At 33.2% G+C, this 19204-nt stretch carries 15 protein-coding genes; 3 read left to right on the top strand and 12 right to left on the bottom strand.

Features of this window, described 5'->3' with window-relative positions:
- Positions 1 to 118: 118 nt before the first annotated feature.
- On the bottom strand, positions 119 to 2461 hold the full coding sequence (locus ACO6OL_RS02720; protein WP_485502029.1) for an N-acetylmuramoyl-L-alanine amidase: 2343 nt from the start codon (positions 2459 to 2461) through the stop codon (positions 119 to 121).
- Positions 2462 to 2677: 216 nt separating this feature from the next.
- Here ACO6OL_RS02720 and galE point away from each other — a divergent pair, with 216 nt between their 5' ends.
- Positions 2678 to 3700 carry a UDP-glucose 4-epimerase GalE gene (gene galE, locus ACO6OL_RS02725; protein ID WP_485502030.1) on the top strand — a complete coding sequence of 341 codons (1023 nt, stop codon included), beginning with the start codon at positions 2678 to 2680 and terminating at the stop codon, positions 3698 to 3700.
- 84 nt (positions 3701 to 3784) lie between these two features.
- On the opposite strand, the gene ACO6OL_RS02730 is transcribed toward galE, so the two are convergent.
- From ACO6OL_RS02730 to ACO6OL_RS02770, 9 genes are all read right to left on the bottom strand, one after another.
- Positions 3785 to 4471, bottom strand: a complete 687-nt coding sequence (locus tag ACO6OL_RS02730) for a C39 family peptidase (protein ID WP_485502031.1) — start codon at positions 4469 to 4471, stop codon at positions 3785 to 3787.
- A 230-nt stretch (positions 4472 to 4701) separates the two neighbouring features.
- Positions 4702 to 6480 (bottom strand): CHAP domain-containing protein, encoded by a 1779-nt coding sequence (locus tag ACO6OL_RS02735; protein ID WP_485502032.1) that lies wholly within the window; start codon positions 6478 to 6480, stop codon positions 4702 to 4704.
- Between the two features lie 168 nt (positions 6481 to 6648).
- Positions 6649 to 7650, bottom strand: coding sequence for a glycosyltransferase family 2 protein (locus tag ACO6OL_RS02740; RefSeq protein WP_485502033.1), 1002 nt, complete (start codon positions 7648 to 7650; stop codon positions 6649 to 6651).
- A gap of 59 nt (positions 7651 to 7709) precedes the next feature.
- Positions 7710 to 9836 (bottom strand): N-acetylglucosaminidase, encoded by a 2127-nt coding sequence (locus ACO6OL_RS02745; protein WP_485502034.1) that lies wholly within the window; start codon positions 9834 to 9836, stop codon positions 7710 to 7712.
- A gap of 160 nt (positions 9837 to 9996) precedes the next feature.
- Positions 9997 to 10692: a sugar phosphate nucleotidyltransferase gene (locus ACO6OL_RS02750; protein WP_485502035.1), complete on the bottom strand. Its 696-nt coding sequence runs from the start codon at positions 10690 to 10692 to the stop codon at positions 9997 to 9999.
- A 10-nt stretch (positions 10693 to 10702) separates the two neighbouring features.
- Complete coding sequence (locus ACO6OL_RS02755; RefSeq protein ID WP_485502036.1) at positions 10703 to 11581, bottom strand: DMT family transporter; 879 nt, start codon at positions 11579 to 11581, stop codon at positions 10703 to 10705.
- Positions 11571 to 12440 carry a choline/ethanolamine kinase family protein gene (locus ACO6OL_RS02760; protein WP_485502037.1) on the bottom strand — a complete coding sequence of 290 codons (870 nt, stop codon included), beginning with the start codon at positions 12438 to 12440 and terminating at the stop codon, positions 11571 to 11573. Before ACO6OL_RS02760 ends, ACO6OL_RS02755 begins: the two co-directional genes overlap by 11 nt.
- 161 nt (positions 12441 to 12601) lie before the next feature.
- On the bottom strand, positions 12602 to 13624 hold the full coding sequence (locus ACO6OL_RS02765; protein WP_485502038.1) for a ribitol-5-phosphate dehydrogenase: 1023 nt from the start codon (positions 13622 to 13624) through the stop codon (positions 12602 to 12604).
- A gap of 1 nt (position 13625) precedes the next feature.
- Positions 13626 to 14333, bottom strand: coding sequence for an IspD/TarI family cytidylyltransferase (locus ACO6OL_RS02770; protein WP_485502039.1), 708 nt, complete (start codon positions 14331 to 14333; stop codon positions 13626 to 13628).
- Positions 14334 to 14498: 165 nt separating this feature from the next.
- Here ACO6OL_RS02770 and ACO6OL_RS02775 point away from each other — a divergent pair, with 165 nt between their 5' ends.
- Together ACO6OL_RS02775 and ACO6OL_RS02780 are read left to right on the top strand one after the other, a co-directional pair.
- Complete coding sequence (locus tag ACO6OL_RS02775; protein WP_485502040.1) at positions 14499 to 15980, top strand: oligosaccharide flippase family protein; 1482 nt, start codon at positions 14499 to 14501, stop codon at positions 15978 to 15980.
- Positions 15981 to 15993: 13 nt separating this feature from the next.
- Complete coding sequence (locus ACO6OL_RS02780; protein ID WP_485502041.1) at positions 15994 to 17469, top strand: MBL fold metallo-hydrolase; 1476 nt, start codon at positions 15994 to 15996, stop codon at positions 17467 to 17469.
- 2 nt (positions 17470 to 17471) lie between these two features.
- Here ACO6OL_RS02780 and ACO6OL_RS02785 read toward each other — a convergent pair whose 3' ends face one another.
- Together ACO6OL_RS02785 and ACO6OL_RS02790 are read right to left on the bottom strand one after the other, a co-directional pair.
- The gene (locus tag ACO6OL_RS02785; protein ID WP_485502042.1) at positions 17472 to 18464 is read right to left on the bottom strand and encodes an acyltransferase family protein; all 993 of its coding nucleotides are present in this window, start codon (positions 18462 to 18464) and stop codon (positions 17472 to 17474) included.
- A gap of 22 nt (positions 18465 to 18486) precedes the next feature.
- Positions 18487 to 19203 (bottom strand): LicD family protein, encoded by a 717-nt coding sequence (locus tag ACO6OL_RS02790; protein WP_485502043.1) that lies wholly within the window; start codon positions 19201 to 19203, stop codon positions 18487 to 18489.
- Position 19204: the final 1 nt, after the last annotated feature.

Genomic DNA, 19204 nt, shown 5'->3' on the forward strand with positions numbered 1-19204 from the left:
GCAATACTTATTTTACACCAATTAACACCTTATTTCAAGAAATTACAGGTTATTTTTCTTGTTATTCTAAAAGTAAAGAAGTCGCCAATTCCTCGACAACTTCTTTATAATTAATTACCTATTTATAATATTCTACAATTCCGTCAACAATACCATTTGCTAAACGCTCTTGATATTCATTTGTTTTGATTTTATTGCGTTCTTCTGGGTTGTCTATAAATCCTAATTCAACTAGAATTGATGGAATAGAAGTTTCACGAAGAACTGTGAATGAAGCACGCTTAACTCCTCTATCGTTTGCTCCAGTTTGATACAGTAGGTTTTGTTGTACTTTATTAGCTAATTTTCTACTTCTTTCTAATCTCTCAGCATTGTTATGATTTTCTTTGTTTATCTTAGGAACTCTATCTTCTTGCGACTGATAGTAGTATGTTTCGATACCACGTGCAATACCTCGTCCACCAGCGTTAAAGTGAATACTTAATAACATATCCGCATTAGCTTTATTAGCTTGATCTGCACGATCTACTAAGTCTACATCTTTATCAACATTTCTACTTGTTAACACTGTATATCCTAAAGATGCAAGTTTGCTACTTACTTTATTATACACACTAAGTGTTAAGTCTTTTTCTCTTACTCCACCGCTTACTGCACCTGAATCACTTCCTCCGTGACCTGGATCCAAGAAGATTGAGCGTTTGGTGTTTTTATCTTTGGATGCATCCTTCACCCACGCACCATTAGCATCTACGTAGTAACGTCCATTATCTACCCAGGCATTTGTCGCCATCTTTCCATCTGATTCTAACCAATAGTTTCCTACCCATTTATTTCGTGCTAATGAACCATTCTCATAGTAATACCATGTTGTTTCTTCTTTTACCCAACCTTGTTTCTTAACTTCAGGTTTTGGCGCTTCTTGTTTCTTAGCATTTTTGTCCCATGCTCCGTTTACTCCTACGTAGTAACGTCCGTTGTCTACCCACGCATTTGTCGCCATCTTTCCATCAGCTCCTACCCAATAGGTACTACTGATCCATTTGCTACGAGCTAATGTTCCATTTTCATAGTAATACCAAGTGTTTCCTTCTTTCACCCACCCTTGTTTTTTTACTTCTGGTTTCGGTGCTTCTTCTTTCTTAGCATTTTTATCCCATACTCCATTTACTCCTACGTAGTAACGCCCATTATCTACCCAGGCATTTGTTGCCATTTTCCCGTCAGAACCTAGCCAGTAGCTTCCTACCCAGGCATTTCTAGTAATTTGACCCTGGTGGTAGAAGTACCATGCATTCCCTTCTTTTATCCAACCTTTTTTCTCTACTGGTTTTGGTGCTTCTTCTTTCTTAGCATCTTTCACCCATGCTCCGTTTGCTCCTACGTAATAACGTCCGTTGTCTACCCACGCATTTGTTTCCATTTTTCCATCGGTTCCTACCCAGTATGTACTACCGATCCATTTGTTGCGAGCTAATGTTCCATTCTCATAGTAATACCATATACTTCCTTCTTTTACCCAACCTTGTTTTTTTACTTCTGGTTTCGGCGCTTCTTGTTTCTTAGCGTTTTTATCCCATGCACCATTTGCTCCTACGTAGTAATGCCCGTTGTCTACCCAGGCATTTGTTGCCATTTTTCCATCGGCTCCAACCCAATATGTACTACCAATCCATTTGTTACGAGCTAATGCTCCATTTTCATAGTAGTACCAAGTATTACTTTCTTTTACCCAACCTTGTTTCTTAACTTCAGGTTTTGGTGTTTCTTGTTTCTTAGCATTTTTATCCCATGCTCCGTTTGCTCCTACATAGTAACGTCCGTTGTCTACCCATGCATTTGTTGCCATCTTACCATCAGTTCCTAGCCAGTAATTTCCTATCCACGCACTTCTTACTAACTGACCTTGATTATAGTAGTACCATGTTCCTGAACTTTGTACCCAACCTTGTTTTTTCACTTCTGGTTTTAGTGTTTCTTGTTTCTTAGCATTTTTATCCCATGCCCCGTTTGCTCCTACATAGTAACGTCCGTTGTCTACCCATGCATTTGTTGCCATCTTACCATCAGTTCCTAGCCAGTAATTTCCTATCCACGCACTTCTTACTAACTGACCTTGATTATAGTAGTACCATGTTCCTGAACTTTGTACCCATCCTTGTTTTTTGACTTCAACTGGTTTTTGAGCTCCTTTCACCCATGCTCCATCTTTTCCTACATAGTAACGTCCATTATCTACCCAGGCATTTGTCACCATTTTTCCATCTGCACCTAACCAATAGTTTCCAGCCCAGGCGTTTCTAGCTAATGTCCCATTTTGATTGTAAAAGTACCAAGTATTTCCACTCTTAACCCATCCTTGAGCAGCCAAAGCATCGTTACTCACTACAGCATTAACCGCAATCGGTGTAGCTAATACCGTCAACATTCCTAATCCTAATTTTAATTTATTTTTCTTCATAAATAATTCCTCTCAAATTCTTTAAAAATAATTTCTATTTACATAAATACATATTTTACTATTTTATTATAAATTTAATATTATTTCAAAGAATTACCCTATCTGTAATATAAACTTAATATTCCTCACATATTTATTGACACTCTACCTTACTTCCTATAAAATGAATATATAAAATTATAGGAAGGACTCGTTTTAAAACGAGAAAATTACACTATGGCTGAAAAGATACTAGTAACAGGTGGAGCTGGATTTATCGGGTCTCACACTTGTATAGAATTATTAAACAATGGAAATGAAGTAGTTGTTGTTGACAACTTATACAATGCAAACAAAAAAAGTTTAGAAGTAGTAGAAAGAGTTACAGGAAAAAAAGTAACATTCTACGAAGCTGATATTCGTGATGAAGCTAAATTAGACGAAATCTTTGAAAAAGAAGGAAATATTTTTGGAGTTATTCACTTCGCCGGATTAAAAGCTGTAGGTGAATCTTGCCAATTACCTTTAAAATACTACGATAACAACGTAGCCGGAACTACAACACTATGCCGCGTTATGGAAAAACACAACTGTAAGAACATCATCTTCAGTTCTTCAGCTACAGTATACGGAGATCCTCACGCATTACCAATTAAAGAAGATTTCCCATTATCTGTAACTAACCCATACGGACGTACTAAACTGATTTTAGAAGAGATTTTAGGAGATGTTTATGCTGCTGATAATGAATGGAACGTTGTATTACTTCGTTACTTCAATCCAATCGGAGCACACGAATGTGGAGATATTGGTGAAGATCCAACAGGAATTCCTAATAACCTACTTCCATACGTAATGCAAGTAGCTGTTGGTAAATTAGAAAAAGTTAACGTCTTCGGTGATGACTTCGATACACATGATGGTACTGGAGTTCGCGACTATATCCACGTAGTAGATTTAGCTCGTGGTCACGTGACTGCCCTTAAAAAATTAGAAAAAGGTAGTGGGCTAACTAAATACAACTTAGGAACAGGAGTAGGATACTCTGTACTAGATATTATTAAAAGTGCTTCAGCTGCTGTTGGTCGTGACTTACCTTACGTTATCGCACCACGTCGTGCAGGAGATATCGCTGCATGTTACGCAGACGCTTCAAAAGCTAAAGAAGAACTTGGTTGGGAAGCACAGTACGATGTAAAACGTATGTGTGAAGACTCTTGGAGATGGCAAAGTAAACATCCAAATGGATTCGCTGACTAAGACCTATTAATAAATATTATAAAAATATTCGGAGTTGGATTTTTCCCAACTCCGAACTTATTATCTAACCAAGTATATTAAATATTATTTATAAACTACTATAAATGCTCCCCCAGTAACATTATCTTCAGGAGCCATGCTACGTTGATTCCATATATCATTAATACTATACCATCTATTTGTTTTTTCTGGATTATCTGGATCTATCGCATGAGTCTTTCCACCCTCATAACCACTAAGAACAACCGCATGAGTAGAATAACCTTTTACAAAAATCCCGTGCCCTACAGCCCCATAAACAATATTTCCTTTTCTTAAAGCCAATTCCAAACTTTCTTTAGAATTAATGGTGTGATAATTCAAATTCCAGTAACTTAAAGCTATTTCCGCTCCATAACTTGATGTTCCTGAAAATGTCATGTTCATCTCCATAGAAGTATCATAAATATAGTCTGCTACTTGTACTGGTGTAACATTTTCCTTTAGACCTGATATTATCATCGATAAAGCAGTAGGTACACAACCTGTCTCTTTCATATTTGAAATGCCGTATCTCTTAAACCCCCATCTCGTATCTGCTTGATAATATTGCGGAAGTTTTACAGGTTTTACAAATTCATTTGGTTTTCCAGAATAAAAATTACTTAAACTGTCATCATTAGAAAAATATTCCCATTTACCTTGATGATCTTTTACCCAATCTGCTTTAGCATTATTAAAACTTGTTAACAATAAACCACCTACGAGAATCATACTTATTCTTCTTTTCATAAACCTGTCACCTCCTATATTACTAATAAATTCATTCTAAATTATACTATTTTTAATCAATAAAAACAAATGAGATAGACTTAAAAATCATAATTTCACAAAAATAAATTTTATTAAGTTTCCCTTCTTGAACTAAAGATATTCAAATCTATCTGAGAGATATACTTGAATATCTTTAATCTTCTTTATACTTTAACTTCTGAGAACTTTACATTTTTAAATACTAAATTTTAGTACGCTGGCCTTGCATAACCTTTAATGTAGCTAGAATTCCAATTATATGTTTTTCTATTTACTTTTGTTTTAGCAGTACTTCCTGCATATAACGATGAGTTACCTTCAATTGTAGTGATTACACCATTATTTACTGATTCAACGATACCGATGTGGTCTGCCCAACCTCCACCGTCCCAGTCAAATGTAACGATGTCTCCTACTTTAGGTTGAGTTCTTCCTTTCCAGATACCTTTTTTCTCCATGATACCAATGTGACGTTGAACACCACATTCTCTACCGATAAGGTCACTTAATCCTGCTTGTTGATATACTGTTGTAACGAAAATATCACACCAGTCATCATCATACGTCGCAGTATATCCTACTGGTTTTGGATCTACAGAGTTATATGCATCAACAATTTTCTTATGCTCTCTTGAACCAGTTTCAACACCTAAGTAACTACGAGCGATATCTAATACTCTATTCAAGTTAGTATTGTTAGTTGGATTTTGAACCCAAGCTCCATCACTTCCTACAAAGTAACGGTTGTTATCTACCCATTTATTGGTAGCCATTTTACCGTCAGCTTCTAGCCAATAATTTCCTGCCCATGCATTTTTAACCATTTGACCTTGTGCATTGAAATAGTACCAAGTACTTCCACTCTTAACCCAGCCAGTGTGTTTACCTGTTGGAACCGGATCTTCTTTTTTCTTATCTTTTTCCCATGCTCCATCACTTCCTACAAAGTAGCGGTTATTATCTACCCAGGCATTTGTAACCATCTTACCATCAGATCCTAACCAGTAATTTCCTGCCCATTTATTACGAGCTAATGTACCATCTTCATTGTAATAATACCAAACATTGCTTTCTTTTTTCCAACCACGTTTTTTCTCTTCTTCTTTTTTCTTATCTTTTTCCCAAACTCCATTGGCTCCTACATAATAACGATCATTGTCTACCCATGCGTTTGTCGCCATCTTACCATCATATCCTAGCCAATAACTTCCTACCCAAGCGTTTTTAACCATTTGACCTTGGTTATAATAATACCATGAGTTGTCTTCTTTTTTCCAACCATGTTTTTTCTCTTCTTGTTTCTTAGCATTCTTATCCCAAGAACCATCAGCGCCTACATAGTAACGATCATTATCTACCCACGAATTTGTAGCCATCTTACCATCAGATCCTAACCAGTAGTTTCCTTGCCAAGCATTTCTCACCATGATTCCTTGATTATAATAATACCAAGTATTACCTTCTTTTATCCAACCATTTTTCTTCTCAACTGGTTTCGGTGCTTCTTGTTTCTTAACATTTTTATCCCAAACTCCATTAGCACCCACATAGTAACGTCCTCCGTCTACCCATGTATTAGTTGCCATTTTACCGTCAGAACCTAACCAATAACTTCCAATCCAAGCGTTTCTAACTATATTCCCTTGGTAATAATAGTACCATGCTGAACCATTTTGAACCCATCCTTGCTTCTTAACTTCAGCAGGTTTTTGAGCTCCTTTCACCCAAGCGCCATTACTTCCTACATAATAGCGACCATTGTCTACCCAAGCATCTGTCACCATCTTACCGTCAGCACCTAGCCAATAATTTCCTGCCCAGGCGTTTCTTACTAATTGCCCTTGATTATTGAAAAAGAACCATGATGAACCACTTTGCACCCATCCTTGAGCTGCGTGCACTTCAGTACCAGCTACCGTATTTACTGCGATTGGCGTAGCTAATACAGTTAGCACTCCTAATCCGAATTTTAATCTATTTTTTTTCATAATAAATTCCTGCTCCTTACTCCTATTTTTATACACTCATGCATTTTCTATTATACCACTAAGCTAACCCATGCGATATTACAAGTTAGTTACAAATATAGGAGTGACTCAAAAATCGTTATTTCGCAGAAATCAATTTTGTCAAATCACCTCATTAAATTCCATATTCTATTTTTTATAATATTCCTTCTTCCACTTAAATCCTTTAACTAATCCTACTAAAGTCCCCACTCCGTAGCTGAAGTGTACTAAGAATAGTAAAATTGGAATTAACAACATCGTTGCGTTGAACTTATTATTAATAATAGTCATTAATGTAACGAGAATTGTGAATAAGCCATAAGCAATCACAAGAAATACTGCGAATAACTTCGTCAATGGTAACATCAATAAACTAAAGATTATTCCTAAGATAAATACAAAAGGAACAAAGTGGAAGATAGAGAAAGCCTTTGGATAAACATGACTCACTTTCCCAATCCAATAACCGTTTGAATATTTTTGTTTTAACATTCTATTTACTGTCGGTCTAGTATATTGATACGATAATATATCATTGCTATAACGAATCCTATAACCATTTTTTCTAATTCGATAATGCAGTTCATTATCCTCAACGCGACCTACTTTTTCATCCAGTAAGCCAACCTTATCAAATATTTCCTTTTTGTACATACCTTGGAAAACTGAACTTACATATTGTTTAGAAGTCTGTTTACGATAATTCGCTATACCACTACCAAACATATTCTCCTCGACCAACAATAATGTCTTACTTAGATTATCTTCATTCTCGATAATATTTGGACGTGGTCCCCCGCAAACATCTTCTCCACTCTCAATAACTTTAACATTATTCTCAATAAAATTCTCAGTAATATGCGAATGGCAATCTACTTTAAGGATACATCTGCCTCTTGCAGCTTTTATACCTACATTCATACCAGCTGACAATATTACCTTAGGATTTTTTAACAATACTACATCGTAAAAATCATGATTACTAGCTTTAAAGTTTTCCAATATTTCCCAACTTTTATCTTTTGACATTCCATCTATAAATATTAATTCTATCTTGCTGTGATCATATGTCTGATTCTTAAAGTCTTCTATCAATCTTGGTAAAAACTTTTCCTCGTTTAAAAGTCCGATTACAACCGAAACTAACATAATTATCTCCTTTATCAAAAAGGAAGCTAGATTAAAATACTAACCTAGCCCTTCCTTTCTTATCTATCTTTTCTTCCTAATTTTTCATTAGCACTGAACATTATACTCGCGATAGACTCACCCCAATATGGTGCAGTCGCGTAGTTAACATTCATACCACCTGCTTTATTTCCTAGATATGCTCCATTCGCAGGATATCCAGAATTATGTAAATATCTTTCATTAATCCAACGAGCTGCTCCCATTATACCACTATCTACATTATCATACTTAGTCGCAGAAGTATATGGGCTATCATCATACGCTGATATACCGAAGAAGTTATTCTTATCTTTAGCGATTTTACTTCTTCCCCAAGCACTTTCTAAAGCACTATGTGCTACTAGGTATAAAGCATTAACTCCGTATCTTTGTTCAGCAGCTTTAAATGTAGCTCCTTTACCTGCTAACTTACTATCGCTAGCTCCCATTATATTATACAATCTATTAATATCAGTCGCTGTATAGTTAGTTCTAGATTTTAAATTAGAAAATTGGAATGGATGATCTAGTTTGAATGTTCCAAAGTTAATTCCATCTGCAGAGTAATAAGATTTACCAACTTGCATATTAGCATTATGATGAGCAACCATTACTTTAGTATACGGTGAATATCTGTGATACACATACGTTCCATCACTTACATAATCCGGAATAAAAGTATTACTAGAATCAATCGCAGTTACTTGGCTAGCATTAACATAACCTGTAAGTCCCGCGACTTGAACAGGAATTCTTCCGTTCGCAGTCGATCTATTATCTCTAAATAATACTGTATCTTTAGAAACATGAGATAAAATACGACCATTCGTATCATATACAGGAATGTATAATGAGGTTACTTTGTAATAACTTGAATAGTTAACTCCATGACCTGCGTTTTTCACCCAGGCCCCATTTCCATCTACATAATAACGACCATTATCTACCCATGCATTAGTCGCCATCTTACCATCGGCTCCTAACCAGTAATTCCCTGCCCATTTATTACGAGCTAATGTACCATTTTCATAGTAGTACCAAGTGTTTTCTTCTTTTACCCAGCCGTTCTTTTTAACCACTGCTTTTTCTTCAGGTTTCTTAGCATTTTTATCCCATAGACCATTAGCCCCTACATAATAGCGATTATTATCCACCCATGAACTTGTCGCCATCTTACCATCAGCTCCTAGCCAGTAACTTCCAATCCAGGCATTCTTAACAATTTGACCTTGATAGAAATAATACCAAGTAGTCCCTTCTTTCACCCAGCCGTGTTTTTTAGCTTCTGGTTTCTTTGCATCTTTTACCCATACACCATTAGAGTCTACATAGTAACGACCATTATCTACCCATGAACTTGTCGCCATCTTACCATCGGCTCCTAGCCAATATTTTCCGCTAATCCATTTATTTCTAGCTAATGCTCCATTTTCATAGTAATACCATGCGCTCCCTTCTTTTATCCAACCGTGTTTCTTCTCTACTGGTTTTTGCGCATTTCTTACCCAGACTCCATTGCCATCTACGTAATAATGACCATTATCTACCCATGAACTTGTCGCCATCTTACCATCTGCACCTAGCCAATATTTTCCGCTGATCCATTTGTTTCTAGCTAATGCCCCATTTTCGTAGTAATACCATGCGCTTCCTTCTTTTATCCAGCCGTGTTTTTTCTCTACTGGTTTTTGCGCATTTCTTACCCAGACTCCATTGCCATCTACGTAATAACGACCATTATCTACCCATGAACTTGTTGCCATTCTTCCATCGGCTCCTAGCCAGTAGCTTCCTATCCAAGCATTCCTAACTATATTCCCCTGGTGATAATAGTTCCATGCTGAGCCATTTTGCACCCAGCCTTGCTTCTTAACTTCAGCTTGTCTATGGGCACCTTTCACCCATGCACCATTACCATCTACATAATATCGACCATTATCTACCCAAGAATTAGTAGCCATCTTACCATCGGCTCCTAGCCAATAGTTTCCTGCCCAAGAGTTTTTTGCTAATGTTCCATTTTGATTGTAAAAGTACCAAGTATTTCCACTTTTAACCCAGCCTTGTGCTGCTAAAGCGTCACTACTAGCTACTGCATTTACAGCTATTGGTGTAGCTAATACTGTTAATACTCCTAATCCTAATTTTAATTTATTTCTTCCCATTTTTCATTATCCTCTTTACTCATTATTTTGCACTGATAATTATACCATATTTAAGCTATTTTTAGGGTTACAATTAGATTATTTTTTATTACATCTATATTACAAAAAAGCAAGAAATATTATTACTTAATACCTTACCAAAAGAAAAAAAGAATGGAGATTATCTCTCACACTCTTCTTTTAGTATTTCTTCTAATTTATTATAATCTTTAACACTATCAATTTCATAGATACTATTCGGTTCTAATTCTTCTACATAAACATCTAGTTTCTCAATATTACCTTTAACCATATTATCCCAGTACAAGTTCATGAACTCATTACTTTCATAGGCTTTATCGATAAAACTTACGATTTTCTCTGCAGTTTTCTTATCCCAGAAAGATACCCCGCTAAGGATTCTTCCTGCTTTACTGTCCACGATAATATCTTGTACTTTATAATCATCACCGTAGATTAAGAACCATTCATTCTCACAATCTTCACGGTAAACACTGAAATATGTCGAACGATCAATATCAGTTCTAAACATATTTTTGAATAAATAGTTATCTGCATCGATTACGTAGCTATCCGCCAATTTTTCCTTAACTAAGTATAATGAGTAAAAATTGTTATACTCAGCGTATTTATCGTTAAACACTAACTCTACATTATACTTTTCTTTTAAATAATCGAATTGTTCATGTAAATATCCAACAACAACAATTATTTCATCTATCCCTTTTTCTTTTAAAAATTCAATTTGATATTCCACAAGCGGCTTATCTTTAACCTTTATTAAAGCCTTGGGAGTATTATCTGTCATAGGTCTAAGACGCGTTCCTAAACCCGCAGCTAATATAATTGCTTTCATTATCTATTTATTACTCCTCTCTAACAATAACATAAACACCTAGTATGATAATAATAGATGTAACTACTAATTGTAAATTCACCTCTAATGCGACAAAAATCATCGAGAATAATATCGTCCAAACAACATAACTAACATTTAGTCCTGTTGCCTTAGCTGGTTCTAATTTATTAATCGCCATATAATATAAAATATACGATACCATATTACTAACTACGAAGAAGACGATAAGTCCGCCGAATTTCACATCAAGACTCGTTTCGATTCCTAATCCATTGAATGATATTATTACTAGATACGCTAAAAATGATGTCACCTGACGAATTAATAAAGTCTCTAACTCATTAAGATTATTTTTCATAGCATATGAACTTAGAACACTCTCACTACCCCATGCAACTGCACAAATTAATGCAAACATAAATCCAAGATAAAATGATTCAACCTGTTCACTCTTATAACTTTGGATAAAAATACCAACAATAATAAGCGCTATTCCTAATAGTGTTTTCGATGAGACTTTATTTTTTAAAAATATCACAGCTAATATTACTGACACAGCTGGATAAATCGCTGTAATCGAAGATGTCAACCCACTTCCTATATACTTCACCGCATATAGATTACATTGCATCCCAATAGGTCCCGCAAGAAGCGCGCCTACAATAACACTAACACTTTTTATATTCGTAAAAATCTTTAAATTAATTGTTTTATACTTAACTAAAATAATCGCCAATAAAACAAAAATACTAATAAAATCATGGATTACAGCAACCGCGAAAGGCGAGATATTATACAGTGAAAATATATACGCACTTATCGCAAGCCCTAAACCCCAAAACATACCAGATAAAAGTCCAGCTGAAATTCCTACTTTATTTTTCATAACTTTCTACATACTCCTTTAAATTCTTAACCGCTCTTAGGTATCTATCTTTACCATAAGTTCCAAAATCTGCACCCTGTTCTTCTTTATAAATCGTCCATAGACTCCACAAGAAGTCCTGTAATATTTTATAAATCATAATCTTAGCTACGCTAACTGGAGTATCTTCACTAAAGTACGCTTTAAAGAATTCCCCTTCCTCGGCTTTTCTAAAGTTAGACTCCAAGAACAACGCCGCCAAATCCCACATCGGATCATTCATCGCAGAATATTCCCAATCAATAAGATAAATACGCCCATTCTCATCTTCAATGAAATTCTCCGGCACAAGATCGATATGACAAGATTTTTTATCGACACCAATATCTTCTAGATGATTTTGTAGAGAAAATACCTTCTCCCTTATCTTCTCATAATAAGGATAATTGATATTACCTTCAATCAGATTTTCATATTTTCTTATCTCATCGAAGACTCTAAATTCACCTTCAAGAACCTTCCCAGAGCTATGTACTTTTTTTAGAATATTCGCAACTTCTTCTTTCTTCGCTTTTAAATAATGCGCATCAAAAGTCGTTGCATTCTCAATATATTCATTTACCTTTATTCCAGATTCAATATCAAAGATATAGTTTTTTACATCTAAACCTAAATCAGCAAGATTCGCAAGATTATTTTTCTCCGCAACCCTATTGATTAGCTTATCAGTTCCTTTACCAAAGAACTTAACTATATACTTGTTACTCGTAGTTTCCACTAGATAGTTACTATTCGTCATACCACCTAGCTTTTCAACTTTTACTATTTCCTCTGAATCAGTAAGTAGTTTTTCTATTTTAGTTTTTATTAGTTGTTTCAATGTAAAGCCTCTTTTCTACATTACAATATTACTTACCATTATAACACAAAATGAGATAATTCATAGAAATAATATTACTTATTTTAATATTACAAGATAGAAAGGTGACTCAGAAAACCACCTTAATAGTTTCATGAATCACCTAAATTATTTTTATTCTATTATATCTCCCACTTAAAGACTGTCTTAAATGCAGTATTTAAATCAGTCATAAACACCCTATGAATGTCTTTAATATTTCTCACAGGTTGCTCAAGTTCAATAATATTCTTAAATCTTCTTTCGAATTTCTTATTACTCAGCATCTCGATAGCTTTTTCAAAGTCGATTCTACCAGAACGTGATGAACCTATTAGCATTAGTCCTTTTTCTAAGATATCACGTGTATTGATATTTACCTTATATTCACTAACTCCCATAAGTACCAAACTTCCTTGTGGTTTGATGTATTTGATTATGTCGTTTATCGCATAACCACTACCATCTCCACCACAGCATTCTACACCATGATCGAAAGTCAAGTCTTCAGGAATATCATCAGTAATGTATCTTTCTTTTGCAAAACTGAATAGTTCTAATTTCTCCCAGTGGCGACCTATTACGATTATCTCACACTCTGGCAGAGTGTAGTTTATTATGTTTGCCATAACATAAGCTAGGCTTCCATCACCGATTATCGCTATTCTTTCTTTTTTACTATGTGAGTTCTTTAAGAATCTGTCCATTGCGTGCATACCAACACTTATGAACTCTGTAATAGCCGCAACAGAATCTTCTACACCATCATAAGCTACAACTCTATCTTTAGGCAGAGTTACGAATTCTCTCATAAAACCATCGAAACCACTTGATAGGAAGTGTGTCCCTGGCATGTAGTTTTCATAGAATTCTTCGTCACTTTGTCTTGGTGGTTGGTTAGGTATCATTACTACCTTTTGCCCAGCTTTATATGTACCTGTTGGATCTGCGATTACTATTCCTGCACATTCATGAATAAGTGCCATTGGTAGTTTTTTAGCTAGTACCTTAGGATCTCTTTTCCCTTGGTAGTATCTTTGGTCTGCATGACATAATGCCATATAATTCGGACGAATGATGATTTTATCACCATCATTTATGTTCTCTTCGTTGTATTTTACATTAATAAATTTCGGTTTAATTAATTGATATATTTGATTTATCATATTACTCGTCCTCTAGCATACTCTTAGCTATCTTAAGGTCAGTTACTGTAGTTATTTTGATGTTAGAGTATTCTCCCTTAGCTAGTGATACTTTTTTCCCTTTTATAACGAATATTTTACATGCATCTGTAAGTATTTGTTTTTCTTCTTTGTCTAATGAGTTATATAAGTTTAAAAAATCTAAACATTTGAAGCTTTGAGGTGTTTGACCTTGGTAGTAGTGTGCTCTGTTTGGAATGTTTGAAATGTATTCTCCGTTAATACTTTCTACAATCGTATCAACAGCTTCTACTACTGTGTCCACTGCATCACTTTCTTTAGCTAGACGTATGTTGTCTTTAATAATTCTAAGTGTGATGAATGGACGAACTGAATCGTGAGTTACGATAATATCTTCGTCAGTTAAAGGTTTATATTCATTAATTCTGTTTATGATATTTTCTATCGTTGTATTTCTATCAACACCACCAGGTGTAATAATGATTCTATCAGCAAACGCTGAAACATATTTTTCTACTAAGTCTTCAGCATGAGATACCCAATCTTCATGAACACCGACTACGATTTTTTCGATTTCAGGCTCTAATAAGAACTTCTCAATTGTGTGAATAAGTATTGGCTTTTTACCTAATTCTAGAAATTGTTTTGGCATATTACTTATTCCCATTCTAGTTCCTGTTCCACCAGCTAATATTCCTGCGTATATCATTTTCTTCTCCTTTTAAATACTATTTTTTAATATATTATCTACTTTATTATATCATAGAGAATCAATAAACTTCAAAAATCTTCTATCTTAAACTTATAATTTTCAGCTAATAAATTAAAAATATGATATAATGTAAAATAGAATTTTAGAAAGGATTTCCTTTAAATGAAAAACATAAAAGTCAATGCATTAGCAAGTTTAATGGTTAACATACTGAACATAGTTTTCCCATTAATCACTAATCCTTATCTGACTAGGATACTTAGTAAATCAAACTACAGTTATTTCAACACAGCAAATACATGGGCTAGTTTTGTCGTTCCTATAGCAGCTTTCGGTATTTATAACTACGGAATTAGATCAATAAGTAAAGTTAAAGATGATAAAAATAAAATTAATTACGTATTTTCAAAATTATTTTATATATCAGTAATTACTTCGATTACTGTAACGGCCTTATATTTTATATTTATTAGCGTAGGAGAATATGAAACTGAAAATCTAAAAACATTATATTATATACTTGGAATTCAAGCACTATTTCAATTTTTAAATATTGAATGGATGAATGAAGCATACGAAAACTACACATTTATTCTTTACAAAACTTTATTTATTAGAATCGCAATGTTAGTATCAATCTTCGCATTTATAAAAACAGAAGATGATATTATACCTTATGCAATCATAATGAGTGCTACTACAATCTTAAACTATCTACTAAGTTTCTTATGGATAAAAAGAGAAGTTTCATTTGTTAAAATAGAATTGAAAGAATTATTATCATCTAGTAAAGCACTTACTGTTATGCTATTATTAACTGATGCCAATATGCTTTATACTCTACTTGATAGAATGTTTATTACGAAGAGCCCTGATACGAACTATATTTCATACTATACTATATCTTTTAACATAGTTATGCTTATAGCCAGTGTGCTTAGTGGAGCTCTAAGTGTTAGTTTACCAAGACTGGGATATTATTTAGGAAAAAAAGATTATAATTCATACGAAAACCTAATCAACCAAGGTTCTTCTCTTTTCTTTTTCCTAATGATGCCGACTAGTATAGGAATAATGATTCTAGGAACATATGCAACTGTTATCTATTCATCAGATAAATATTTAGAGGCAGGAATAGTAACAAGTATATTTGCGATTAGAACTATTATTTGGGCTATTGAGATGATACTAGGAAAGCAAATTATATTTATCAATGATTTCGAAAATAAATTGACTTCATTTTACTTTATCGGTGGTGGATTAAATGTAGTGTTAAATTCAACATTATACTTCTGTAATATTTTTAAACCAGAATACTATATTGGAACAACAATACTTGCAGAAGGATTAGTAGTATTGCTAGAAATACAGTTCATTAAAAAACATAAGCTAATAAACTTATCAGCTGTATTTTCTTCGCTTTACAAATACCTTGTAGTATCACTTGGTTTTATTCCAATATACTTCATTACAAAATTCGTATTCCACGTTAATTCTTATGAAATCACATTAAACATGCTTATTATGGTCTGCACAGTTATAGCAGTCTGTGGAATTTATTATCTAGCTATCCTAACAATACTAAAAGATTCAACAATGAACTATGCGATAAATATGGTAAAAAGTAAAATCAATAAAAACTAATAAAGGAGTACTTATGAAAATCTTAAAAACACTTATAATAATCGTATTAGTATCTATGATTTTTCTTCCAACAATACATGCAAAGTCTGATGATAAACTACATATTATAACTGTTGCCGAATGGTCTGACGCGATGATATTAGAAAGTAACGGGCACTATGCAATGATTGATACTGGAGAAGATTTTTCATATCCAGATGGTTCAAATCCACGATATCCCGATAGAGAAGGTATAACAAAAGATAGAGATAAAATCACACAAGATAGATTATTTGCCCACATTAAACAATTAGGTATTAAAAAATTTGATTTCATCATTATTACGCATGCCCACTCTGATCATATCGGCTCTGCACACGATGTTTTGAAAACTATTCCTACGGATAAACTTTATATAAAAAAATATAGTGACGATAGAATCTCTGATAAAACAAGGCTTTGGGATAATTTATATGGATATGAGAGAGCATTAAAAGCAGCAAAAGAAACTAATACTACTGTAATTCAAGACATTACTGAAAAAGATTCACACCTAATGCTAGGTGATATAAAAATCGATTTATTAAATTATGAAAATGAATACGAGAGTGATGGTTCATTAAAAAAAGTATATGACGATAATTTAAATTCAATTCTAGCAATAGTAAACATAAACAATACTAAGATTTTCTTAGGTGGGGATTTAGAAAATACTGAAAGACACCTTGAAGAAAAATTTGGCCCATTAATTGGTCAAGTAGATGTTATGAAATTTAATCATCATGTAGAAACAACAAAATCAAATACAAAAGAATTTGTGGATAAACTTAATCCTAAAAAGATTATTAAAACTGGTATTAGACCTGTAGAAGAAAAATATGCTGAATATCTGAAACAAAAAAATATCAGCATTATAAATGCTGGTCAACTAGACAGAGCAGCGATTTCTTTAGAGTTCAATAATGGGGAAGTAAAAGATATTTCTAATGATTATCCTCACTATGGATTCTATAATGAGAACAATACATTAAAATTTAAAAACTGGAAAAATAAAGCCCCAAAAGATGGATGGACACAACATAACGACAATTGGTATTACTTCTTTAATTCTGGAACTGTCGCTGTTGATTGGAAATATCTTGATAATAACTGGTACTATTTTAATAATGATGGTTCTCTAAGAACAGGTATTGTGGAAGATAATAACAACCTTTACTATATCGACAAAAACAAAGGTATGTTGACAAACTCTTGGAAAGAAATTGATTCAAACACAAAATACTATTTCAAAAAAGATGGTAAAGCCGCAAAAAATGAATGGGAAAACCTCTATCATTTTGGAACAGATGGGACACCAAGTAAAAATAAATGGATTGGTTTCCTTCATACAAATAATGATGGACGACTTAGTCTTTCTGATTATAGAAACTATCCACTTTCAATTGTGCTAATAGCAATAATCATATATATAGAATATAAAATAAAAAATAGAAAGCATCGTGGTTATTAAAATCACGATGCTTTCCTATTTAAAAATATTTGTTCTCTTATCTGTTTTATTGGGGAGTTAAAAATATTATGAGATAGTACGATACTCAATAACACTGCCATTAATAGAAACACTAGTTTCCCACTAACTCCATAATTAAATACATTAGAGATGTTAAATACTTTATTCAAAATATAATATATATGCATATGCCAAAAATATACATTTATAGAATTTTTCCCCATGTCTGTAATTAAGAACATCCTTCGATTAGGCATCAACATTATAAGAGCAAAGCACATTCCAAAAGATATGGTATAGCTAGCTAATCTTGCTAATGGAGCGTAACTCATTATCTGAGGGAAGAATGGATTTCTTCCTGTGAATAAATATCTTAATCGATAAAAAATATCCAATTCATAAATACACAATCCTAACCAAATTACTATGATAAATCCAGCCAAGAACTTATATTTAGAATTTTTATCTTTAAGACCCACTATATCAAAGTTTTGTAATAATACCCCACTTAAAAAGAAGGGAAAGAATATTATTATTCTTGATAGATATAGAAAATCACCTATTCCTGGATCATATCCTACAAAGCAAGCTAGAACTATCGAAAACACTAAAATATATTCCTTATTTTGTTTCTCAATTATTTTTAAAATTACCATATATGCTGCCAAAGCAAACATAAACCATGAAATCCCACCATCTGATAATAATAAAAATTCAACTTTTATAGTCCCTAGTAATCTTTCCACAACCGCTGAAACTATCTTGTAAGCAAAACCAATACTCATAAAAAATATCGCTTTACTTGTAATATCTTTATTTTTAAACATCAGTCCTGATATAAAAATAAAAAGTGGTATATGAAATGAATAGATAAATAAAAATATACTATCATATATATTAGATACATCGGTAAATTGATCCGCAAAGTGCCCAATAACCACACAAGTTACAAGGAAAAATTTTAAATTGTCCCATAATGCTATCCTATTTCCCATAATACTTTCTCCTAGATTTAGTTTACTTATCTTTTCTCAACACAACCTCTGCTAACTCTGCATTCCCGCTCTTATAAATCGGATTTTCTTTCCAATTATAGTTAGTATTAGGAGTTTTAAAATCTTCTCCATATAAAGTTCTTAAATACTCCTCAGTGTTAGTCGGAACCTTTACTTTTAGATTTTTAAAATCACATTCTTTTAAACCAAAGAATGGAATTTCATAGTGATAAACCTCATATCTAGTAGGATTTCCTAATGCATTTGTCATGAAAAATATTGTATCAGAAGATACTTTATCATCTTCCTTTTTATAAATGATAAAATCTACATTAAGTCCTTTATAACTGTAAGATACCTCAACTAAATCTTTATCAAAATAAAACTCTTTTGTTCGTTTAAAATCATTTTCAGAAAGATATTTTTCTATAACTTCAAATTCTTCTAGACTTGAAACTTGAATTCCGAAATCCATGTCTAAATCATGGCTAATAAAATCATTTTCTCGATAAAATCCCAATAACGTTCCAAAATCTAACCAAATATTATAATCCTTCAAATCAGAACTATAAACAGTACTCAGAATTTCCTCAAAGTTTTCTTTTAACAAACTACTTCTTTTAGAATCTAATTCAATATTAGCTTTTTCATTTAATTTTTTTATTAGAGGAAGATTTTTAACCACATCCTTCTTATCACCTAAAAAACTGGCTAAACTCCTCTTAAGCCATTGCAACATA

This window comes from Gemella sp. (assembly GCF_057272915.1).